Source organism: Scytonema sp. UIC 10036 (assembly GCF_009725235.1).
Genome location: NZ_WJFC01000011.1, coordinates 91,992 through 114,061 on the forward strand (window position 1 = coordinate 91,992; position 22,070 = coordinate 114,061).

A 22,070-nucleotide genomic window follows, 5' to 3' on the forward strand; every position below is an offset into this window, starting at 1 on the left:
CGATATTTTGTCAAAGATTTGTAAATATTTTATTCAACCTATTGCAAAAATCATTTCTTTAGATAAAACCTTAGAAGTAAGCAGTAGGAGGACAACTCCCGATTCGCGATCGCAGTACAATTCAAATGTATCGTTTTATTCACCACAAGTTCAATTTTTTTATTCTTTTAGGGTTACTCCTGAGTTTATTCTTATTCTCTTCACCTTCTACCTCAATTTCTGTTCGGAATGAAAATGATTCGCCTCAAGAAGAAATCAGAGGTGTTTGGTTAACGAATGTGAGTAGCGGTGTCTTGTTTGTTCCTTGGGGTATTAACCGTGCTTTAAACCAACTCTCAGCACTGAAATTTAATACGGTTTATCCTGTTGTTTGGAATAGGGGGCACACTTTTTATAAAAGTCAACTTCTCAAACAAGAGATAGGGATAGAAACGCAACCTTTAATAGAGATAATGCATGGTGGTAGAGATATTTTAGCAACGATTGCGAACATTGCCTCTCAAAAAAAGATCCGCGTCATTCCCTGGTTTGAGTACGGGTTGATGTTACCTTCGCGCTCGGAATTAGCAATGCAGCATCCTGATTGGCTCACAACACAACTCTCTGGTGCTGAATTGGTAGATAACAATCTCCATAATGTAGAAACCAGTAAACCACAACCATCTTTTTGGCAACAGTTGCTCGGTACGAGTACATTCAAAAAGCAAGTTTGGTTAAATCCCCTTCATCCAGAAGTCAAAGAGTTTATCAAAGGGTTAATTTTAGAAGTCGTTACAAATTATAAGATCGATGGAATTCAACTTGATGACCATTTTGGAATGCCAGTCCAATTAGGTTACGATTCCTTCACGATCGCTCTTTATCAGCAAGAACATCAAGGCAAAAAACCACCATCCGATCCTTTCGACTCAGAGTGGATGCGCTGGCGTTCTGATAAGATAACTATTTTCATGCAAGAAATTGTTCGCGCTGTCAGAAATGTGAAACCTAACATTAAGATATCATTGTCTCCTAATTCACATAGATTTTCGTATAAACACTATTTACAAGATTGGGATACTTGGGTAAAAACAGGTTTGGTAGATGAGTTGGTTTTACAAGTGTATCGCAGTGACAAAAACAGTTTTTTGGCTGAACTCTCACAGCCAGAAGTGCAAAATGCTCGCCGCACAATTCCAGTGAGTGTAGGGATATTAACTGGAATTTGGACTAATCCAGTCAATATCCAGCAAATTACAGAACAGGTTAAGGTTGTGCGGGAGCAAAACTTTAATGGAGTTTCCTTTTTTTACTGGGAAACTTTGTGGAGTTATATGACTCCTGACTCTCCACGACAGCGCCGCAAAGCTTTTTTGGAAATGTTTCCGGCAGCAGAAAAGAAAATTCAAGAAGATTAGATAATAGTTTGATGCAATCAGGGAAATTTACATTAAAATGGGCGATCGCCACTTTTGGCGGTTTTCTATTAAGTTTGTTACTAATTGAAATTGGTGAGAAATCAGATATTGGTGTCTTGCAAGGGGCTGTGGGTGGGTTGCTTGTTGCATTACCGCAAGCTTTCGTTCTAAGAAGACGTCTCAAAAACCCTTGGTTGTGGGTATGGTCAAGTCTTGCAGGTTGGGTTTTTGTGACGACTGCTGGAATTGGTGCTGTTGGTTGGATGGTACTATCAACCCAAGTTCTTGGCCTAAGAATTGTTAACGGCGTGATTTTAGGGACAATAGCGGGATTCAGTATGGGTTTGGCTCATTGGTTTGCCATCCAAAAGCACAGCCCTCTAGCACTGCAATGGGTATTAATAAGTGCGGTGAGTTGGGCGCTCGGAGTGGGGATTGGTTCGATTGTTGGCGGTTTACTCTATCACTTGACGCAGTTGTTTTTAAGCGAAGTGGTTGGTTTAGCTGTGACTTGGTTGTGGTAGCTGTCTTCACAGGAGTCTATGGTGACCAAATTTTAAAGTGAGGGAGTAGGGGTAGGGAGTAGGGGGTAGGGGGTAGGGGTAGGAGTAGGGAGTAGGGAGTAGGGGGTAGGGAGTAGGAAGTAGGGAGTAGGGGGTAGGGGTAGGGGTAGGGGGTAGGGATGAGTTATTAGTTCTTCTCCCTTGTCTCCCTTGTCTCCCTTGTCCCCCTTGTCCCCCTTGTCTCCCTTGTCCCCTTGTCTCCCTTGTCCCCTTGTCCCCCTTGTCCCCCTTGTCCCTACTCCCTACCTACCTAAGATTTATTAGGGAAAATATTAAAGATTGTAAATTTTCTTAGCAACCTATTATCTACGTACCAGCAGTATGTGCAACAATTAGATACTACAAAAATTTTAAAAAATGAATTTTAGTAAATTAGTGTAAACTCGCCAACGTGTTTTTTTCTCTGTTCAGGGGACATCTTTTCATCTAAGCACTAGCTTGGTCATGTTCTTTATACAAAGTAGCGACAGATAAAAGTATCAACAAGCAAAGACTAAAAATCTTTTGCTGTGATTTTGGTGCAAAAATGCGTTTTCTACTAGTATATCTACAATAGAGAGCGCTTAGTGTAGTGTCGGCAACACCAGATAAGGTCTCTCGCATGAGTATCAATTCATCAGAATCAACCGTAGAGCTAACACAACTGCCATCAGCAGTTCGTCGTCGAGTCCCAAATCCAGACAAAAAAAACAGCAGCCACCAGTTTATACCGAGAATTCACGATTCGGTTGTACAATATCAAACTCAGAGAGAGTCTCTGCTAGAAGCGATCGCACAACGTATTTGTCAATGTGACGATTTGAATACCATTCTCAATGAGACGGTGAGAGAACTGAGACGGTTTTTGGGATGCGATCGCGTACTCATTTACCAATTGGAATCAAATATGAGTGGCATTATAGCAGTAGAAGCAAGTGTCACTGCTAGTAGTTCGCTGCTAGGAAAAACCATCGCAGATCCTTGCTTTGCAGAAAAATATGCGGAAAGATACAAAAGACGCTGTATTCAAGTGATAGAAGACATATATGCAGCAGGGTTAGCTCCGTGCTACATCGATCTACTGAAATCCATAGAAGTAAGAGCTAATATAGTTGTTCCGATTCTCTTTAAACAACAATTATGGGGATTGCTAACAGCTCAACAAAGCTATAAACCGCGTCAATGGCACCAAACAGAAATAGACTTACTCAAACAAGTCACAACGCACTTAGAAATTGCCGTCCAACAAGCTCAATTGCAACAGCAAGTGAAAAACTTACAAGTTCAGTTGGAAGTGCAAAAGCAAGAATCAGAAAAACTAGAACGTTTAAAACAAGAATTTCTCAGAACACTTTCTCACGAACTGAAAACCCCAATCACCAGTATTCATCTTGCGGTACAAACAATGGAAAGTGTTCTCAAGCAAGAAGGATTGCATGAGGTAGAAATGATTCCCCAACTATTACATATCCTTCATAAAGAATGTCGGAGAGAAAGTAAGTTAATAAACGATTTATTATCGCTGACATATTTAGAAGCAGAAATCGATCCTTTGACTTTAATTCCTATCGATTTACAAAGCTGGCTTCCGGCGATCGTTGAGCCATTTCGAGAACTGGCAAGCTGCCAGCAACAGCAGTTAACTCTGAATATAGCTAACGATATTCCTTTATTGGAAACAGAGATTGCGGACTTAGAACGTATTCTTACAGAACTCTTAAATAATGCTTGTAAATTCACTCCTGCGGGCGGAACAATTATAGTATCTACTTTCAAGACAGCAGATACAGTCGTGCTCAGTGTGAGTAATTCTGGAGTAGAAATTGCAGCGATCCAGCAACTGAAAATTTTTGACCCCTTCTATCGCATTCCCAATAACGATCCTTGGAAATATAGTGGAACGGGATTGGGGCTAGCTTTAGTGCAAAAACTAGCGAAGCATATGGGAGCATTAATTGATGTAGAAAGTACATCACATAAAACGACTTTCACACTGAGATTTCCATACTATGATGAGAGAGGTATACCAGGCAAGGTAAACTTCAATTCATAGAAATTTATCAGCCAGCTTCAAGCAATTCGTTGCTGTCTTTTATCTGGGACAGAGCCTGATTAGCTATTTCTATTACATAAGTGCTTTCATCATCTAGAGCCTGTTTCCAAACTCCACTAAGTCTTGGACGATTAAGTATTAAAAGGGAGTCAGCGGCAAAAATACGTACATAAACATCTTCATCTTGTAGGAGTAGAGCCGTTAATGCATCTACTGATTTTTCTTCGTTGTATTTCTGGAGTTGCTGTGCTACTACTTGTCTAGGTCTTCTGGATTTTTTCTCACGATAAACTTCATTAATAAGACAGTCGAGAATTTCCGGACTTCTATAATTCTCTAAAGCTGAAAGAGCTTCGCTACGAACGCTCTCTGCCGTATCATATCTTACTAAATCAATGAGATGCGGCACACTGCGAATGTCGTGAATTTCTCCTAAATTACAAGCAGCTGTACTGCGTATCTCTGGATTGACATCAGATAAAAAAGAAACTAGGATTTCATACGCATTATCAGGATTAAGAGTTCACATGATTACCCCCCTTAGTCCCCCCTTATAAAGGGGGGAAATAAGAGAAATTGAGTTCCCTCCCCTTTATAAGGGGAGGGTTAGGGTGGGGTAAAAAATATTTGATACATCAATCATGACTTTTCAAACATCCTCTAAAGGATTTTGAATCTCTGCCGATCTAGCTTGTTCGCTGTCTAACTCAAATCCTAGTGAGTCGCCTATTTTGTAGTTATCATCTGCACGGAAACAGTAACTATGTTGAGGAGAACTTGTTTGTTCATTTTCATCTTTGACATTCACCTGTTTATCCTCCTCAGATCCCTGCCTTTGTTTAATCAACAAATCCTTGGTAGCTGCTCGCCAACCAGCATATCAACAATGCGTTCAGCACCAAAGACAGTTTTTAACAACACAATGCCTGGAGGTGAGGAAATCACTTCGCCAATTATACAAGCATCTTTACCAGCTGGGTGAGACTGCATAGCAGATAACACTGTATCCGCATTCTCACGTCTTACAACTACCACTAATTTGCCTTCATTTGCCAAATACAATGGGTCTAAGCCCAGAATTTCACAAACACCCTTGACTTCTTCACGTACAGGTAAAGTTTGCTCATCAAGACGAATTCCTACTTGCGAACTCACAGCAAATTCATTTAATACCGTGGCTAAACCACCTCGCGTTACGTCTCGCATGGCATGAACATCAGGACAGACATTCAAGATAGTATCAACTAAACCGTTTAAGGGCTGACAATCACTTTCAATCTGACTGTCTAACGCTAATTCTCCACGAGCAATTAAAATTGCTGTGCCATGATTGCCCAATTCACCATTGACAATAACTATATCTCCTGGTTGAAGATTGCGGGCAGAGATGGAAACTCCTGCTGGAATCACACCAATACCAGCAGTATTAATAAACAATTTATCTGCAGCACCACGATGCACAACTTTTGTATCACCTGTCACAATTTTTATACCAGCTTCTTTAGCAGCAACTTGCATACTTTCAGCAACACGCCGTAAAGTTTCTACAGCCAGCCCTTCTTCTAAAATCACGCTGCAACTGAGGTATAAGGGTTTAGCACCACTCATGGCTAAATCGTTCACTGTCCCATTGACAGCTAATTTGCCAATATCACCACCAGGAAAAAACAAAGGATCTACAACATAAGAATCTGTCGTGAAAGCTAATCTATCTCCCTGTTGTAATAGATTGGCTAAATTGAAACTCGCTTGATCTTCTAATTCAGAAAGAATAGGATTATCAAAATTTTTAACAAAGATATCGTCAATCAAATCGCGCATCGCTGTACCACCACTGCCATGTGCGAGGGTAATGTGAGTATCTGTGACTTTAACCGGGCGGCGAAACAATTGGACTTTTGGAGTGAAGGAGTGCTGCCCTGAATTTCCTGAGGAAAAATTCATATTAAATTATGTTTAACTAAGTAAGTTTGTAGATTGTTCAGCTCTCGTGCTCTCGTTCCCAGGCGGAGCCTGGGAACGAGTTACGGATGATATGCATTCCCAGGCGGAGCCTGGGAACGAGTTACGGATGATGAAGAACAAATGATGGAGAGTTAGAAAGTCCCAAACGGTTGCTCAAAGTCACTCCCAAAACTCTCACGTAATTCCCTAAAGGAAGTTGTGTCATTTCCCAACTTTTCAGCGCTTCTACCACATTCCCGCGAGCTTCCTGTAATTCTTGTGCTAGTTCGATCGCATTTGTAACAGCTTTAGAAGTACCAGCATCTGTATGAGGACGGATCAGAAATGCCGCATCGCCCATTAAACACACTCGTCCGAAAGCCATACGGGGTACTGACAGATCGTAGATTGGCTGAATCAAAGGTTTTTCTGTCAGTTCAAACAAATGCTGAAAGACTGCAGGTAAAAACTTCTTTGCTTCTACATGGCGCTGATGCATGACTTTTTCTGTAACTTCTGCTTGAGGCAAGTAAAATTTTTGTACAACTTCTCGATCGTTACCTATCAGTTCAGGTAATTCTTCTACAGGAACATTAAAGTACCAAAGCCAGTTAAAGCGACGCTTTCCGACTTCTAGTTCCCCATTCGATCCCGGTACCAAATAACAAATTGCTTGCATATTAGGTCCGTTATAGAATGTGAAGTTATGAGCCAAAAATTCTGCAACTTCAGGCACAAGAACACTTTCATCGATGGTTCCTCGCCATGCAACATATCCTGCATATTGCGGAACGGCATCAAGTAGCAGTTGCTGACGAATGGCAGAACTTGCACTTTCAGCCTCAATCAGTAGATCGCACTCCTCTTCTTGCCCATCTTCCAAGCGCACTTTAACGCAGTTGTCATTCTGTTCAAAACCAACAATTTTGTTTCCTTGATGGTAAAGCTCATTTGGGAAACTTTTCCTGAGTTGATGGTAGAGCATATCCCAGGAAATCATGACTTGTGGTGTTGCTTCTTCCCAAATTATGCTGCCATCAATTGATAGAAACTGTTGCTTCTCAGACAGAACACCTACTGCTTCTGTTGCAGGAATACCATACTCAAAGAAAAAGCGATCCATTTCCAATTGGACAACAGAACCAGCGCCCCAACTTTGCAAAACATCAGGCAATTGTTCAAAAATTCTCACATGACACCCAATGCGGCGCAGTGCTAAGCCCGCACACAAACCACCCATCGAACCACCAGATATAATGACGCGCAAAGGTTGAGAATTTCGATCCGCGAAGCCCTGATTATCTGACATGGGGTTATAATATTTTAGCTCTTCGATAGAGTATAGTACCTTTAGATGAAACAGCAATCCTTTGAAGAAAAATTAAAAATTCTGGAGCAGTTTACCTAACCTAAGTAGGTAGGGAAGAAGAACACAATTATATAACGAAATGTGAAACGCCAACAGTGTCTTTGTCAGCTCTACCCCCATATCTGATCCTCATTCTGTTTTTAGCAACAGGGGCACAGTTGCTTTCAACATTGTCCGCTTCCCGTTCTGAGAGACAGCCAGCTTTCAAATTATGACATTATATTTTTGTGCTGATGAAATTTGAGTCATTTTTAACGGCGGAAGAGGCGAACGAGCAACGCAATTAAAAAAGGTGCGCTGAAAGCAATGCTCAAAACAAAGGCTGGCGATAGTAAAAAAGATAGGTCAGTGTAGGATTTGGGTGGAGGGTTATGAGCTGTAGCAACAGTGGCGGTGAGCCCGCTAATAGCTAGTCCAACACTTGCAATGGCAATTGTATTATCTAGGGCGCGATCGCTTTTAGTTTGCTCTAGGTTGATGATGCCTTGGATGGTGCTATTTAGGTTTTCTAATAGAGTGAATCCGGGGCTTAGATTTTCATAGTCAGCCTCGATTTGTCGCTGATATTTTTGAGCATAAATATCACTATCACTAAAAAATTTTAGACAATCTAAATTGCTACCCGGATATTTTTTCAGCATTGCATCTAAACGATATTTATAATTCCCTAAATTGACTTTAATTGTACGCCGTTGATTTTCTAGATAGTTTAATGCAATAGTATAATCAGCAAGATTAATTAAGTTATCAGTTAGAATCTTTTGAAGTTGATTTAGCTTCAGTTTATTAGTTTGCAATTGTCTAGATAAATAACTGGTTAGATTAATTGAGGGTTGAATTTCAATATATTCTTTTTTTAGAAGATATTTTTGATGGCGACTTTGATAGTATGACCAAACTACTTTATGGCGATATTGAAATAAGCGCAGCAAATCATAATAGACACTGTTTAATTTTTGTCTCATTTCATCTGGAGATTGATCGTCAGGGAATAACCAAATTAAAACGTGATGATTCTCTCTCCTAAACTTCTCCCAAAATTCTTTACCTGTTAATCCCACATTTTCTGGGCAGTACCACAACTCAAAGATGGTTCCTCCGAACCATTGACCTTTGCCTATAAAATCTCTGTCCCAGTTGTAGTTTTTAACTAGCTGGATGTAGCAGTTTTTTGCAATTTTCTCAATTTCAGAATCGGACTTCTTCTCTGTTAGCTTTCCCCAAGCTAACCAGGTTTGTCCAAGTGTACCTACCTCATAAGAGATTTGTTTTTCAATTTCCTGTTTTAGTTTTAGGAAAGGTTCGTCATCAAGTTCTTGTTCGCTATCATTGGGTCTACCGTTAGCATCTTCTTTACCGGAATAGTCAACCTGGAGGGCATAAGTGTCACCGAGTTTCAGGGGATAGTAGTAGCCATCTAACGGAGATTGAAATTCTTTCCTTCGAGTTTCTAGTAACTCAATAACATCAGCGTCAGTATTTTTATGCTTCTGGATTTGTTTGTATTTTTCCTCAAAGCTTTCCTCATCCAGAGCGTTGTATATTTTATGACAAAAGTCCCGACAGTTTTGATCGATTTTCAATTCATCTTGACCCAAACCATCTTTTAAGTCATAAAGGAATAAATCAATACTGGGATAAATAATCTTGTCAGACATTTTAGGCGCTTCAATACTTGTTATACTGAATTAACAACTTGTTAAAGGCAACAGGGAACAGGGGTCTATATTCTAGCTTTTCCATATTTTTAATAAAAGCAGTAATACTTCGACTATAAAGCAATAAGACTTCTACTATATAGCTCGAATAAAAGAAATCTTGAGCTTCTTAAGTACCTGTTATGTTAACTTCCTAGCTAATAAAAAATAAGTTAACCAGCATTCAATGAAAAGACGGGTATTTAGAACTGGATAATCGTTTTTAGATAAAGGCTTAAGAATGCCTTTGACGATGTTTGGAAATGAATTTATAACCACAAACAAAAGTTTTAAATTAGATTAGCCAAAATTATAACATATTTTTGTCTGGCAATTGCAATTTTTTATTAATATTTTAAACTGTCTGGAAAACACCAGTATTTTTAGAAATTAATAGACTACAATTTAAGTGTTAAAAATGTAAAAAACTATTTAGTGAAAATCTAGATTTTGTTAGAAAGAAAAGAACTTATACAAAAAGACTAGGTAACAAGACAACACAGAAATTGTTAGAAACAGATATACATAGTGTACCATCATCATAAATATTGACGATAGAAGAACTAGAAAGAATGTTAAAAGATGCATCTGAAGAATTCTCCGATGCGACGAAGCAATCGAAATTAATACTTTCCCAATAGCTGCTCTTATTAAAAAGCTAGAACAATAGCTTGCCTCTGCCTCCCTGTTCCCTTTAGCAAATTGTTAATACAGTATAACAAGTACTGAAGACGCACACTTTATTTTCTCCCAGTGATAGACTGCCAAATCCGTTTTAGGATAGTAGGGTTTGCAGCTTGTTGAGCAGTAGATACTGAGTTATTGGAACTAAAAGTATCAATAGCAGTATTGGTCAATTCTTTGCTAGGTTCGCTGGGTAGGGGGAGTAGAGGCAAAGCTTTATTACGTTCACCAACTTCGCTTTCAAGGACTGCAAGCTCTTCTTGGTAAGCTTTATCTAAAGGTTCATAACTTTCGGCGATCGCATCCAAGTTACCAAGATTCGTTGGATCGGCAGCGAGGGCTTTGCCGATTTCATTTAACTTGCCTTGGATATTGGCAGGTAAAGGCTCATCTAGCTGATTTAGAGCAGTCAGGAAGGCTGTAAGAGTAATTATGTCGTTAGGTTTCATAAGCCGATCAATTATACCCACTAGTAATAGTAAAAGCTGCCCAATAATAAGGGTCGCTAAAGCGCTTCTGTTTCTTCTGAGATAAGTTCATTTTACTGTATTGGTCTAGCTTCCTTCTAAGGAAGGGACGAAGAGGCTTGTCATCTGGTGATAGTTGGGCAAATATTATTTTATACAGCCTTTCGAGTTTTCGATCTGTTAAATTTCGTAGCCATTTTGTTGCTTTTGCGAGAGAAATAGATGGTGACTTGCCTTTTTTCATCTGCCAGTAACAATAAATCATCAGCAAGCTACTAGCATCATCGGTCACAGTCCACAAGGTACTGATAACATAGCGGACATGCTGATAGAGAAAGGCACTGATTAAGCCAACATATTCTTCGGTAATAGTTTGGTTACCAGTGATAGCAGTTTCACAAGCTGAAAGGCTGACTAACTGATATCCGCTAAGGTTGATGTTGCAAATTTCTTCTAGTGTTAGGTAATCTTCACCACTAAGAGCAAGAGCAGATTGTTTGGGATGTTGGGAATCATAGCTCCCATGTCCGGTAAAGTGAAAGATACTGTACCCATTGGTTAAGGCATCTTTCACTGCTATTTTTGTCGCTTCTTGACCAGAAATCCGTTTGGGGGTGGGATGATTAAATAGCTGAGTAATTGCAGCAGATTCAATTTCCGCATGGGGGAGAAGATAAAAACCTTTACTGTCTGGATGTTCTACACTCAGGAGACTCCTCTCAATCCTAGCCTCTTTCCCTAGAAGATTAATGCCAAGTTGGGCGCAGGGAAGATAGGTAATGGTAAACGTTTCAGGAAACAAGACATGGAGGGGGAAGCGGTGCAAGTCACGGTGGGGAATCAGGATTAGTTTGCCGATATTGTTAAGTTGAGATAAGATAGTGGGTATATTCAGAATTTTCCCCAATCGAGTAATCATTTCCGGAAGCAGATCGCGCCAGCTATTTGTGATTCCTCCTTCCTGTTTGTTACCCTTGCGATACTCGCTATATAGTTGATTCCACTCTTTGTCCCAGTCTTCAAATTCCTGTAAGCGTTGCATTGGAATGGGTAGTTCTTCAGGGTTCGTTGGTGGGGAAAAAGTGATGAGTATCGGCTTTGGAGCGTCGTGTTTGATAATGAACGTAGTGAGGGCAGCAGGGCTAAGATGCCAGTAAACAAGGGCTGTTGTGGAATTTGCTAGTTGCTGAATCCTATCCCAGCTGGGTGTTGGAAATTCTTCGCTCCAGCCAGAGAGGAGCCAAGTCAAGCAGGCATTTTTACCCTCTTCTGCGGTTTCCAGTGCTTTCACTAGCTGATTCAACTGAGCATATAAATCAACAGTTAACTGGTTAAAGCCCACAAACTTGCGGGCAAGCTGTTTTTTCTTACCAGGATGCTTGGACTCAGCTAGCAAGCGCCGCAACAGATCTGCTCCAATGCGCTGTAATTCTTCGGCTTTCTCTATTTCCTCCCAGTTTAAATAGATACAATACAAATCTTGCAAAACTTCAAGATACCGCTCACCCAGCTTGGGATTGTTTTCCAGAAATTTCAGTGCTTTTTCGTAATTTTTTTTTGCTTTGTGCCAATAATCACGTTTTCTCTGATTCCGTCCTTCTCGGTTGTAAACTTTACCAATGGAGTGATGCAAAACTCCGCAACCTTCTTGATAGTAGTCACCGATTTCTGGCCTAAGAGCTTTTAGCCCGTCAGTCCAGTTTTTTATTGCTAACTTGTAACTCTTACCTGAGTTAATGATTGCCCACCCCAGATTATGCCAAGCTCGCCAGTATTGTTTTTTACTATAGTATATGGACTCTCTATAGGCTGCGATCGCCTCTGAGTAACGTACTAAACTCACTAGCGCTAAACCTTTGCCATTTAAGGCATAGTAATTTTTGGGAGCTAAGGTTAACGTACACTCATAAGAGCCAAGAGCCTCTAAATGATGATTTAGGCGCAATAATACCTTGCTGCGGCTGTACCAAGCTTCTTTATAATTGGGGTCTATTTTTACAGCTTCATTGTAGCTGTCAAAGGCATCTTCCAAGTCCCCTAAGTCTTCCAGTAGGTTGCCAAGTTCGTACCAGGCTTCTGTGTCATCAGGAGCAAATTCTATGGCTTTGTCATAGTTGTCAATTGCCTCTTCTAAGCGACCTAAATGCTTGAGCGCAAGACCTCTGCATTTCCAAGCTTCTGCGTAGCCTGGGCTAATTTCTATGGCTTTATCGTAACTGTCAATTGCCTTTTCCACCTGACCTAAATTGATTAATGTTTTGCCGTGATAAAACCAGTTCTCTGCGTTTTTAGGTTTGATTTTTAGAACTTTTTCCCAGCTAGTAAGCGTAAATTCAAAGCGCTTTAATCTATTTAGTTCAAATATTGCATAGCTACGTCTACGCCAAGCATCTTCATAGTCAGGGTTAATTTCTATAGCTTGGTCATAACTATCAACTGCCTCCTCCAAGTGTTTTAAACTCACCAAGGTAATACCATAATACATCCAAGCTTTATAGGAATCAGGTTTGAGCTTAACCGCTTTGTCTATACTAGCAAGTGCCTGTTCATGGCGACCCAAGCTTGCTAGGGAAATGCCATGATACATCCAAGCTTCATGGGAATCAGGTTTGAGCTTAACTGCTTTGTCTATACTAGCAAGTGCCTGTTCATGGCGACCCAAGCTTGCTAGGGAAATGCCATGATACATCCAAGCTTCATGGGAATCAGGTTTGAGCTTAACTGCTTTGTCTATACTAGCAAGTGCCTGTTCATGGCGACCCAAGCTTGCTAGGGAAATGCCATGATACATCCAAGCTTCATGGGAATCAGGTTTGAGCTTAACTGCTTTGTCTATACTAGCAAGTGCCTGTTCATGGCGACCCAAGCTTGCTAGGGAAATGCCATGATACATCCAAGCTTCATGGGAATCAGGTTTGAGCTTAACCGCTTTGTCTATACTAGCAAGTGCCTGTTCGTACTGTTGTAATTCAGCGAAGGCAATGCATTGACCTCGCAAATCTTCATAATCATTGGGCTTAATTGCAATTACTCTGTCAAAATCAGTTTTAGCATTGTCGTTCTGATTCAACTCTTTATAAGCCAAACCTCGCAGCGCCAATGCTGGAATATAATCTTTGTGAATTTCCAGTGCTTGATTTAGATATTTAACTGACTCATGGTGGTCATATAGCTTATGGCAAGCTAAAGCCAATTTATACAAAACCTGCGGATTTTGGGCTTCCATCTTAACTACTTGCTGAAAGATCCCTAAAGCTACTTGGTAGTGTCCCCGAAATAATAGCTCGTGTCCTTGCTGTAGTAGGGCTTCTATGCCAGTGTTCTGCGTCATCTACAAGAATCTGATTCTGCTATCAGTGACAATTTAAGATCGTGAACAATTTGTCAATAAGCAACAGTACTTACAATGTTACTGAGATCGGGGTAGAAAACACAATTGTTAAGCAGGCAACCATGCCATATTTAGAAGCATCATTCACTCTGACCCTAAAAAGCCAGTATAAACTTAAATTTGATACTCCATCAGTTGGCTGATTTACAGCTTAATTACTATTGACAAAACTGATTTTATTATAACCTGTTACAAATTGGTTTATTTTAAATTGCCATAAAGATGTTCTCCTTTATATATTGCCTGCTTATTTTGGCACAGTCCCCCTAAATACTGCTATATTGTCCGTGCTCTGATGTTGATTAACGCAGGCGCTCGCCATCACATCAAAGACTGCTTAACTTTAAACTGTCTTTTTCAATGCAAGAAGCGTTGTTCTACAGTTTGAATCGCCGGAACCCTCATTTAGCAAAACCTTGATGGGTAGCGCTCTCATTTCTCTTCGCTCTCGCTTTTTACAAAACTTCACCCCCCACCTGATTAAGGTGGGTTGTTCATCCATAAACATCCTGACTAAAAGAGCTAGATAATGGTCTGTGGTATCGCAAAGTGCCTTTTAGCTGCTCATTCATATATATACGGAAGTTAGGGCAGATTTTTAGGCAGTCACTAGTATATTACTTATATTTCTATAAATTGTATTAATTATTACTTGTATACTGATTTGATAAACCCTTGTAGATAAGATTTTAGTTATAATTGTTAAAAACGATTCTAGAAGCAAATCATAAGACATTTTAAAAATAGTCAATTCTACCGCCTAATAATTTAAAGCGCCTTCCTGCTCATCCTAGGAGAGACTTTTTATTGCAGATATGGGGGATTTGTGGCTTTACCCATAACTTTTCCGTCACGTTTTGACTTATATACGTTAATTCCAGCGAAACCCTTTCAAAATCTGAATACTCCCTTCGCTCTAGAAGATTACCAAGTTTGTTTTATAAAAAAGGCAAAAGTAATACAAAGAAAAGCTCTGGTTTCGAGAATTAATTACTCCCTTGCGGGGATTAGCTACAACATAGGAAGGGGAGAAGCTAAATCGCTCTTCTACCCTACACCTGAAACACTCTACGCTAAGTATAAAAAGGTTGATTATATGGTTGGTATTACTACCTTTTCTTACTCTACCATCTCTTTCCCAGCCATCTTTGAAAAACGACCATACTTGTAATATGCCGCACAAGCACCTTCAGAAGACACCATGCAAGTCCCAATAGGTGTTTCTGGAGTGCAAGCCGTGCCAAATACTTTACATTGCCAAGGCTTTAAAACTCCTTTAAGGATTTCCCCACACTGACAAGCCTTATGGTCAGCAACTTTAAGATTTGGGATAGGAAATTTTAATTCTGCATCAAATTGAGCATAGTCGGAACGAATTTTTAAGCCAGAATAAGGTAGATCTCCTAACCCACGCCACTCAAAATTTTCTCGCACTTCAAAAACTTTATTCATTGCTGCGATCGCAACATGATTACCTGTTTTTTCTACCAAGCGATTATATTGATTTTCTACTTCACAACGATTTTCTACAATTTGTTGTAACAGCATCCAAACGGATTGAAAAATATCTAAAGGTTCAAATCCAGAAATCACAATTGGTTTATAATACTCTTGGGAAATAAACTGATAAGGGTCAGTTCCTATAACCATACTGACATGACCGGGACCGATAAAACCATCAAGTTGTAAATCTGGATTATCCAATAATGCTTTAAGAGCGGGAATCACAAGGACGTGATTGCAAAACATACTAAAGTTATTAATTTCTTCAGCGGCTGCTTGCAAGAGAGTCAAAGCTGTGCTGGGAGCAGTTGTTTCAAAGCCTAAAGCAAAGAAAACAATCTCTCGCTCCGGGTTTTCCCTCGCAATTTGTAAACTGTCTAAAGGCGAATAAACCATGCGGATATCCGCGCCTTGTGCTTTGGCTTGCAACAAACTCGCTTTTGAACCGGGAACTCGCATTGTATCGCCAAAGGTTGCTAAGATGACATTGGGATTTTGGCTGATAGCAATGGCATCATCCAGCCTTCCCTTTGGCATTACACAAACAGGACAACCAGGACCGTGAATTAATTCAATATTTTTAGGTAAGATGTCCTCAATACCATATTTAAAAATAGAATGAGTATGCCCGCCACAGATTTCCATAATTTTGACGGGATCTTTTAGCTGTTGCGATAATTTTTCAATTTGTTTGAGTAAAGATAACGCTTTTTGCGGTTCTCGAAATTCGTCAACGTATTTCATAAGGGTTAGTTGTTGGTTGTTGGTTGTTAGTTGTTGGTTGTTGGTTGTTGGTTGTTATTAGCAGCTACTAACCACTAACCACTAACCACTAACTATTAACAAAATTTGCTAGTTCTTCTAAGAGTTGGATTGTTTGGGCTGCTTCTTGTTCGTTAATTCTACTCATGGCAAAGCCAACGTGAACAAGTACCCAATCTCCAACACAGGATTCAATTGGATGCTGTTCGTTAACAACACAAGCAATATTGACTTGGCGCTTGACACCACCAACATTAACAACAGCTAATTTTTTCTCAATATCTGTGATTTCTGTGATTTGACCGGGGATTCCCAAACACATTTTGTTTTCCTCTAATAAGGTGAGTTGTTAGTTGTTAGTTATTAGTTGTTAGTTGTAATAAATAACCATCAACCACTAACCACTAACCACTAACCACTAACCACTAACCACTAACTATTTTGTAATGAAGCTGCTGCGATCGCAGCTTGTCCAAGTGATATTCCTCCATCGTTTGTTGGCACTAAAGTATGAGTTAAAACTTGAATATTTAATGCTTTTAATTTTGTAGTGACTTGTTCTAATAAAATCTGATTTTGAAAAACTCCTCCACTGAGTGCTACACAATGAATATGATTTTCTTGACAAAGTAAATTGACTGTTTGAACGAGAATATTGGCTAAGCCTAAATGAAATTTTGCAGCAATAGTTGACTGGGGTACTTGCTGGAGCAAATCATCTAGCAAACTTTGCCACATTGGATAGGAATTTATATTATAGAGCTTATCTATAAGTTCGATTGTGAAAGAATAACCAATTGTTTTGGGAGAAGGAGCTAAAAGAGTGCGATCGCATACAGCTTCCATTTCTATCGCTGCTTGTCCTTCGTAACTGCATCTGTCTTGGCAAATACCAATAGCGGCAGCGACTGCATCAAATAAACGACCAACTGATGAGGTTTTAGGAGAATTAATTTGTTTTTTTATAACTTGATTTAGAAGCTTTAGAGGCTTTTGTTCTAAAAATTTAATAATTTCTAAATTGCCGTAATTTTGTTTTAAGTCTTCCCAGGAAAAGCTAGAGATTAATTGAGCGTAGGTATTACGCCACGGTTCTTTGATAGCTTGCTTTCCACCAAGCATGGCGACTGGTTTAAATGTTGCCAATCGTTTAAATTGGCGGTAGTCTGTTAAAAGAAATTCTCCCCCCCAGAGTGTGCCATCTTCGCCGTAACCCAATCCATCAAAAGCGACACCTAAAATAGGGGGAGAATCAATCGGTACACCGTTCTCTACCATACAAGCAGCAATGTGAGCGTGGTGATGCTGAATGTAGAGTAGGGGTACAGTTGTGCTGTACCCGTATTTATGAACTGACGCCAGTTCTTGACCAAGTTTTGTAGACAAGTATTCAGGATGCAGATCGACAGCGATCGCTTCCGGTTTATACTCAAATAAATTCAAGTATAAATTCAGCATATCCTGATAAGCGCGGAAAGTAACTCCATTTTCTAGATCTCCCAAATGCTGGGATACGATCGCTTTTGTGTCTTGCAATAGACAAAAGGTATTTTTCAACTCACTGCCCATTGCTAAAATCTGTGGAACACGATGAAAACCTGGTGGTAAGTGGATAGGTGCTGGTGCATAGCCTCGAGCACGACGAACAATTTGCACTTTATTGCCTATAACCCTCACTACTGAATCATCAACCCGGTTAACAATTTGCCGATTGTGGAAGAGAAAATAATCAGCAATTTTCCCCAACTTCTCACGCGCTTCATCATTATCAATACACTGTGGTTCATCAGACAAATTGCCACTAGTTAAGACAATCGGACGGTTCATCCGCTTAAGAATGAGATGGTGAAGCGGGGTATAAGGAAGCATAAAGCCAAGGGTTTTTTGCCCTAGTGCTACAGAAGGTGCTATGCGGCTTGAAGTGTAAGTTTTTTTTTGGCTGCCCAGTTTTCCATTTTGGTGATTCTTCCACTTCCTCTTTCACCCTCATCACCTCCTGCCTTTGCTTCAAGCAATACAATAGGTGCTGTAGGGCTTTCAAGTAATTCTTTTTCCACAATGGTAGGAGTGCAGTATTCTTCAATGACAGCCATATCTCGTGCCATCAAAGCAAAAGGCTTGCTTTGGCGTCCTTTGCGCTGGCGCAGTTTTTGCACTGCGGTTTCATTGGTAGCATCGCAAGCTAGGTGAAATCCTCCTAAACCCTTAATGGCCACAATCTCACCTTTTTGTAATAAGGTACAAACAGAATCAATATCGTCTAGCATAGAAAACATAGAACTTGTTATTGGTTTACCATCAGAACGTTCTAACCAAGCGTTAGGTCCGCAGACATGACAGGCTGCGGGTTGAGCGTGAAAGCGGCGATTATTGACATCCTTATATTCGCCAAAACAATCCGAGCACATGGCAAAAGCATCCATGCTTGTATTGCTACGGTCATAAGGAATGGCACGAATAATACTCAAGCGAGGACCGCAGTGAGTGCAGTTTGTGAAGGGATAGCGATACCAACGGCTGAAGGGATCGAGGGTTTCTGCTTTGCATTGCGGACAAGTAGCAGCATCAGGGGCAATTTCGGTTTTCACCCTGTCACTTACACTGCCAGAAATCACAAAGTCGTCGAATTGAAATTCGCCTTGATAACGCTTGCGCGTTAATACATTAATTTTTGCTAATGGTGGGCATTCTTTCTGTAATTTGTGGACAAATTCGTCTATCGATTCTTGTTTGCCAGATACTCGAATCAAGACTCCTTGACCATCATTACGAACATCGCCACACAAACCACAAGCTTTGGCAAGGCGATATACTGTAGGTCGAAACCCAACTCCTTGTACAGTACCGCAAATTCTAATTTCTTCAACGTTCATAGTCCAAGTGCCATAACATAATTCGGTTGTTTCCCGAGTCAGCGATAACCGTTGTATTGCCGCAAACCTTCACTCCATAACACCAATTCAGGCTGTCTCGCGTTGGCAATCCATAATCGCGATTTTCACCTTTACTGTGAAAATCCAATTGTCCGGCGATCGCATCACTCCTTACCCCAAGCAAAGTCACGATTGACTGGGGTTGTTTCCATCCTAATAACCGGGAATTAGCAGTATCTGCCACTAACAACCACTTCCTTACAGAAGCCACACCATACGGCATACTCAGACTATGAGCGCTGGGAAAATAAACTCCTTGATTCATTTCTACTGAATCAAAAGTTTTTTGTCCTAACACGACTGTACAAGGAGCATTGTTTTCTGTTGGCATTCCCTGCCAAATCATCACCCGATTGTTACCTGCGTCTGTGACAACCAGATTGTCGTCCCAAACGGTGATATCGTGGCACCAACGCATACTGGATGCAGAAGGAGAGCCACCACCATTTTCATTACGGGACATCATATCTGGTTGTCCCAATACTAGATCGGCAGGCTGACCGTTTTCTTCGGGGATTTGATACCAAATTAAAACTCGTCGATTTCCGGTATCAGTCACAAACAGCTTTCCTTGATGGTAAAAAACTCCATAACACCAGTTCAAGGTATGGGCTGCAGCTTCTTGATTTCCCCGATTGGGTTGATTTTCAGTAAAGCTAGCTTGACCTAGCACAATATCTGCTGGAACATTGTTATCCTCTGGCAATTTTTTCCAAATTAAAACCCGGTGGTTCCAAGCATCTGCTACCGCCAATCCTTCCCCACAAGCACAAATACCAGTTGGAACACTTAGAGTAGCCCTCCCAACTTCGCCTTTCGCATTTTGTCCCTCATGGTTAAAATCTGGTTGTCCAATGACCCAATCTGCTTTTTGACCATCTTCTGTTGGTCTGTTGCGCCATCCTAACAAACGATGATGCCCTGTGTCTGATACCCACAAAGGTCCTGTTTCCGATATCAAACAGGCACCACGAGGACCAAACATTTCTTGTCTGCTAGGTGCGACAGGCATTGCTAATTGCCCTGGTTCCAGACTTTTTCCCAAAATGACTCGAGCACCTTGAGGCGAAAGGAGTAAGCTGTTGGCAATTTCTGTCTCTTTTTGCGTGCTTGTTGGTGCTATCACTGAAACCCTTTAAAGTTCGGAGTTTAAACTTCATCAATTCCATTTTGACAAGTAGCTCATCTATTGACTTGCCAGTCTGACCGAAAAAATTACTTTAGCTTGATGTCTTTAAGGAGAACTGGCATAATTAAGCCACCTATAAAACTCGATATTGGAACTGACATCCAAAGACTGACGTTTGCTTGTGCAAACAAGAACAGTATGAGCGAACTGATGCCAATACCGAATGAAGTTTGCTGTACAAAATACATAGGAGATCGCAGTAGTTTCCCCTTAAAAAATAAACGGGCTGTAAACCAGCCTATCTCTAACATAACTCCTCCTAAAAACTCCTCAACAAATCTATAACTATAAGTGCTAGAACAACTCCAGGAATCACACCAGCCGGACCAAATAACCCACCAAGTAGAGCAGAAAACTCGTATCCAATATCGCGTCCGGCTAACCACATTCCTCCTATAGCACCACCAATCATGGATATGACTGTTGCTACTAAAAACCAAATAAATCCCGTTGTTAGATTTAATTCATCAGCCATTAAACTGGTAAATAATTCTCTGACTGAAGGATTGGTTAAAAAGTTTGACATTCTTTTGGTTAGTTGTTAGTGGATAGTGGATAGTGGATAGTTGTTAGTTGTGAGTGGTAGAACTATTAACGACTAACGACTAACAACTAACCACTATCCCTTAGCTGATTTATTATTTGCACTTGTTCTATCTGCCCGTATTGGGTGAAAATGTCCAAAGCTTCTTCATAGTAGGCATTCGCTTTTGCAAGATTTTGAGGATTCCCAGATTCGGGTTTATCTAAATCATCTGGTAAATTTAATAGAGCGTTGGCTTTATTAGAAATTGTATTAGCATATTCAAGGGGTGTGTCTTGACGATCGCGTACTTTTAATGCTTCGTCATAGGCAGCTATAGCCCGTAAAATATTGTCTATCGGGTGTGTACTTGGTAAATACTGCAAAGCATTACCGAGATTGTTGTGTAACATCGCATATTCTCTAGGATGATCTATCAGTCGAATATGCTTGAGTGCTTCCTCAAAGGTTTGTACAGCTAAGCCTTGATATAAGTATTGCCGTTCTGATGTAACGGGCATTGACAGGTATGCGATCGCAATATTATTATGTAAAATCGCGTATTCTTGCGGGTAGTCGTGACTAGTAAATACTTGCAATGCCTTTTGGTAAGCTTGGATGCCATCTGTTATCCGTGCTAAATTAAAAGGCACGAGTGACTGTAACACCAACCCTAAATTCATATGGGCTTCTGCCACTTCCTCTGGTAAAGCAAGCTGTTGCAAAATTGGGATCGCCTCTTCTAATTGTTCTTTTGCTTCTAACAGCGATTGCGCCCCAATATCGGGAATCGCCTTTAAAGTACTTGCCATTCCTGCATTCGCTCTGGCTTTCCACAGCAAATGCTCGTTACCACATAGATCGTGTGCCTGGTTGTATAATGACAGAGCATTCCACAAATCTTGAGCAGCTTTCGGCTTTTTTTGAAAGCCCTGCGCCATTTCAATTAACATTTGAATTTTTTCTTGTGTCGATGCTGGAGACGAAGCAAGGACATCCATTGCCGCCTTTACTGCTGAATCTGTTATGCTAGGGGTCATAATACTAATTCGTAATTCGTAAGTCGTAATTCGTAATTGAGGAAGTTGGATATTGTCTGGAACTTAGGTTTTCCATAAGATGAAGATTTACCCCAAGGACACAACATATTTGTGACACATAAAGGAAATACGATTTCCCCAACACCGAATTGTAAATGTGTTTCTTGAGGCTTTACGCAATTGAATCCCTTACAATAGAGAGGCTCTTCTAAAATGAGTCGCCTGAGTTTCCTAAAAAGTTCGGCGATTAAGAGTTCTTTTCTTTCAATATAAAACACTTTATTTTTCAAGTAAATAAGTGTTTTATTAATATTTATTATAAAGTCTTTGTGGAATAAATTTTAGATTTTTTTGAGATTTTGGTGAAATTATTATAGGTTTTCAAAAAACTCAAAACTCGCTTCGATCGCTTAACGAGCGAAAGGCCTTTAATCTATATTAGTATGTAGGTCTAAAGCCCACCATATATCGCTTGTGGTAGGCATTGCCCACCCTACTAAATTTCCTAAAAAACTCAGTATGGGTACGGAAAACTGTACCCATACTTTGAGATGAATATAATGATGCAATTGCTCA

18 protein-coding genes and 2 pseudogenes are annotated in these 22,070 nt (G+C 40.2%); 3 read left to right on the top strand and 17 right to left on the bottom strand.

The features are described from left to right. Positions 1-125 precede the first annotated feature (125 nt). The 3 genes from F7734_RS07750 (at position 126) to F7734_RS07760 (ending at position 3,992) form a co-directional block, all read left to right on the top strand. Positions 126-1,397 carry a glycoside hydrolase family 10 protein gene (locus F7734_RS07750; protein ID WP_155744127.1) on the top strand — a complete coding sequence of 424 codons (1,272 nt, stop codon included), beginning with the start codon at positions 126-128 and terminating at the stop codon, positions 1,395-1,397. An 11-nt stretch (positions 1,398-1,408) separates the two neighbouring features. Continuing rightward, a complete protein-coding gene (locus tag F7734_RS07755) occupies positions 1,409-1,921 on the top strand; it encodes a hypothetical protein (RefSeq protein ID WP_243146748.1) in 513 nt (170 codons plus the stop codon). Positions 1,922-2,561: 640 nt separating this feature from the next. Next, the gene (locus F7734_RS07760) at positions 2,562-3,992 is read left to right on the top strand and encodes a GAF domain-containing sensor histidine kinase (protein ID WP_155744128.1); all 1,431 of its coding nucleotides are present in this window, start codon (positions 2,562-2,564) and stop codon (positions 3,990-3,992) included. Positions 3,993-3,999: 7 nt separating this feature from the next. Here the strand turns inward: F7734_RS07760 and F7734_RS65990 are convergent, their stop codons facing one another. The 17 genes and pseudogenes from F7734_RS65990 to F7734_RS07835 all read right to left on the bottom strand — a co-directional run bounded on the left by F7734_RS65990 (position 4,000) and on the right by F7734_RS07835 (position 21,494). After that, the gene (locus F7734_RS65990; RefSeq protein ID WP_347566144.1) at positions 4,000-4,308 is read right to left on the bottom strand and encodes a HEAT repeat domain-containing protein; all 309 of its coding nucleotides are present in this window, start codon (positions 4,306-4,308) and stop codon (positions 4,000-4,002) included. A gap of 30 nt (positions 4,309-4,338) precedes the next feature. After that, positions 4,339-4,494: pseudogene (locus tag F7734_RS65995) on the bottom strand (HEAT repeat domain-containing protein); the annotation flags it as partial. A 147-nt stretch (positions 4,495-4,641) separates the two neighbouring features. Further along, positions 4,642-4,800 (bottom strand): hypothetical protein, encoded by a 159-nt coding sequence (locus F7734_RS07770; protein ID WP_155744129.1) that lies wholly within the window; start codon positions 4,798-4,800, stop codon positions 4,642-4,644. 35 nt (positions 4,801-4,835) lie between these two features. After that, a complete protein-coding gene (hypE, locus tag F7734_RS07775; protein ID WP_155744130.1) occupies positions 4,836-5,936 on the bottom strand; it encodes a hydrogenase expression/formation protein HypE in 1,101 nt (366 codons plus the stop codon). Between the two features lie 121 nt (positions 5,937-6,057). Beyond that, entirely contained in the window at positions 6,058-7,245 is a 1,188-nt protein-coding gene (locus F7734_RS07780; RefSeq protein ID WP_155744131.1) for an FAD-dependent monooxygenase, read from the bottom strand. 311 nt (positions 7,246-7,556) lie between these two features. Further along, positions 7,557-8,963: a hypothetical protein gene (locus F7734_RS07785; protein WP_155744132.1), complete on the bottom strand. Its 1,407-nt coding sequence runs from the start codon at positions 8,961-8,963 to the stop codon at positions 7,557-7,559. 207 nt (positions 8,964-9,170) lie between these two features. Then, positions 9,171-9,281: pseudogene (locus tag F7734_RS07790) on the bottom strand (IS4 family transposase); the annotation flags it as partial. A 461-nt stretch (positions 9,282-9,742) separates the two neighbouring features. Beyond that, positions 9,743-10,135 (bottom strand): hypothetical protein, encoded by a 393-nt coding sequence (locus F7734_RS07795; protein WP_155744133.1) that lies wholly within the window; start codon positions 10,133-10,135, stop codon positions 9,743-9,745. 7 nt (positions 10,136-10,142) lie between these two features. Further along, positions 10,143-13,484, bottom strand: coding sequence for a CHAT domain-containing protein (locus F7734_RS07800; protein WP_155744134.1), 3,342 nt, complete (start codon positions 13,482-13,484; stop codon positions 10,143-10,145). Between the two features lie 1,179 nt (positions 13,485-14,663). Beyond that, positions 14,664-15,791: a hydrogenase formation protein HypD gene (hypD, locus tag F7734_RS07805; protein ID WP_155744135.1), complete on the bottom strand. Its 1,128-nt coding sequence runs from the start codon at positions 15,789-15,791 to the stop codon at positions 14,664-14,666. An 88-nt stretch (positions 15,792-15,879) separates the two neighbouring features. Beyond that, positions 15,880-16,131, bottom strand: coding sequence for a HypC/HybG/HupF family hydrogenase formation chaperone (locus F7734_RS07810; RefSeq protein ID WP_155744136.1), 252 nt, complete (start codon positions 16,129-16,131; stop codon positions 15,880-15,882). A gap of 110 nt (positions 16,132-16,241) precedes the next feature. Further along, positions 16,242-17,678 (bottom strand): Sua5/YciO/YrdC/YwlC family protein, encoded by a 1,437-nt coding sequence (locus tag F7734_RS65125; protein ID WP_279239677.1) that lies wholly within the window; start codon positions 17,676-17,678, stop codon positions 16,242-16,244. A 38-nt stretch (positions 17,679-17,716) separates the two neighbouring features. Further along, positions 17,717-18,682, bottom strand: coding sequence for an acylphosphatase (locus F7734_RS65130; RefSeq protein ID WP_279239678.1), 966 nt, complete (start codon positions 18,680-18,682; stop codon positions 17,717-17,719). Continuing rightward, a complete protein-coding gene (locus F7734_RS07820) occupies positions 18,672-19,865 on the bottom strand; it encodes a hypothetical protein (protein WP_347566145.1) in 1,194 nt (397 codons plus the stop codon). Before F7734_RS07820 ends, F7734_RS65130 begins: the two co-directional genes overlap by 11 nt. 92 nt (positions 19,866-19,957) lie before the next feature. Then, complete coding sequence (locus F7734_RS07825) at positions 19,958-20,182, bottom strand: hypothetical protein (protein WP_155744137.1); 225 nt, start codon at positions 20,180-20,182, stop codon at positions 19,958-19,960. An 8-nt stretch (positions 20,183-20,190) separates the two neighbouring features. After that, positions 20,191-20,457: a hypothetical protein gene (locus F7734_RS07830; protein ID WP_155744138.1), complete on the bottom strand. Its 267-nt coding sequence runs from the start codon at positions 20,455-20,457 to the stop codon at positions 20,191-20,193. 86 nt (positions 20,458-20,543) lie between these two features. Then, positions 20,544-21,494, bottom strand: a complete 951-nt coding sequence (locus F7734_RS07835; RefSeq protein WP_155744139.1) for a hypothetical protein — start codon at positions 21,492-21,494, stop codon at positions 20,544-20,546. Positions 21,495-22,070 lie beyond the last annotated feature (576 nt).

What these genes read in the sequence shown, in the direction of transcription:
- F7734_RS07830 (WP_155744138.1), bottom strand. Translation starts at nt 20,457, where the DNA reads ATGTCAAACTTTTTAACCAATCCTTCAGTCAGAGAATTATTTACCAGT.
- F7734_RS07755 (WP_243146748.1), top strand. Translation starts at nt 1,409, where the DNA reads ATGCAATCAGGGAAATTTACATTAAAATGGGCGATCGCCACTTTTGGC.
- F7734_RS65130 (WP_279239678.1), bottom strand. Translation starts at nt 18,682, where the DNA reads ATGAACGTTGAAGAAATTAGAATTTGCGGTACTGTACAAGGAGTTGGG.
- F7734_RS07810 (WP_155744136.1), bottom strand. Translation starts at nt 16,131, where the DNA reads ATGTGTTTGGGAATCCCCGGTCAAATCACAGAAATCACAGATATTGAG.
- F7734_RS07835 (WP_155744139.1), bottom strand. Translation starts at nt 21,494, where the DNA reads ATGACCCCTAGCATAACAGATTCAGCAGTAAAGGCGGCAATGGATGTC.
- F7734_RS65125 (WP_279239677.1), bottom strand. Translation starts at nt 17,678, where the DNA reads ATGCTTCCTTATACCCCGCTTCACCATCTCATTCTTAAGCGGATGAAC.
- F7734_RS07825 (WP_155744137.1), bottom strand. Translation starts at nt 20,182, where the DNA reads ATGTTAGAGATAGGCTGGTTTACAGCCCGTTTATTTTTTAAGGGGAAA.
- F7734_RS07780 (WP_155744131.1), bottom strand. Translation starts at nt 7,245, where the DNA reads ATGTCAGATAATCAGGGCTTCGCGGATCGAAATTCTCAACCTTTGCGC.
- F7734_RS07800 (WP_155744134.1), bottom strand. Translation starts at nt 13,484, where the DNA reads ATGACGCAGAACACTGGCATAGAAGCCCTACTACAGCAAGGACACGAG.
- F7734_RS07785 (WP_155744132.1), bottom strand. Translation starts at nt 8,963, where the DNA reads ATGTCTGACAAGATTATTTATCCCAGTATTGATTTATTCCTTTATGAC.
- F7734_RS07760 (WP_155744128.1), top strand. Translation starts at nt 2,562, where the DNA reads ATGAGTATCAATTCATCAGAATCAACCGTAGAGCTAACACAACTGCCA.
- hypE (WP_155744130.1), bottom strand. Translation starts at nt 5,936, where the DNA reads ATGAATTTTTCCTCAGGAAATTCAGGGCAGCACTCCTTCACTCCAAAA.
- F7734_RS07750 (WP_155744127.1), top strand. Translation starts at nt 126, where the DNA reads ATGTATCGTTTTATTCACCACAAGTTCAATTTTTTTATTCTTTTAGGG.
- hypD (WP_155744135.1), bottom strand. Translation starts at nt 15,791, where the DNA reads ATGAAATACGTTGACGAATTTCGAGAACCGCAAAAAGCGTTATCTTTA.
- F7734_RS07795 (WP_155744133.1), bottom strand. Translation starts at nt 10,135, where the DNA reads ATGAAACCTAACGACATAATTACTCTTACAGCCTTCCTGACTGCTCTA.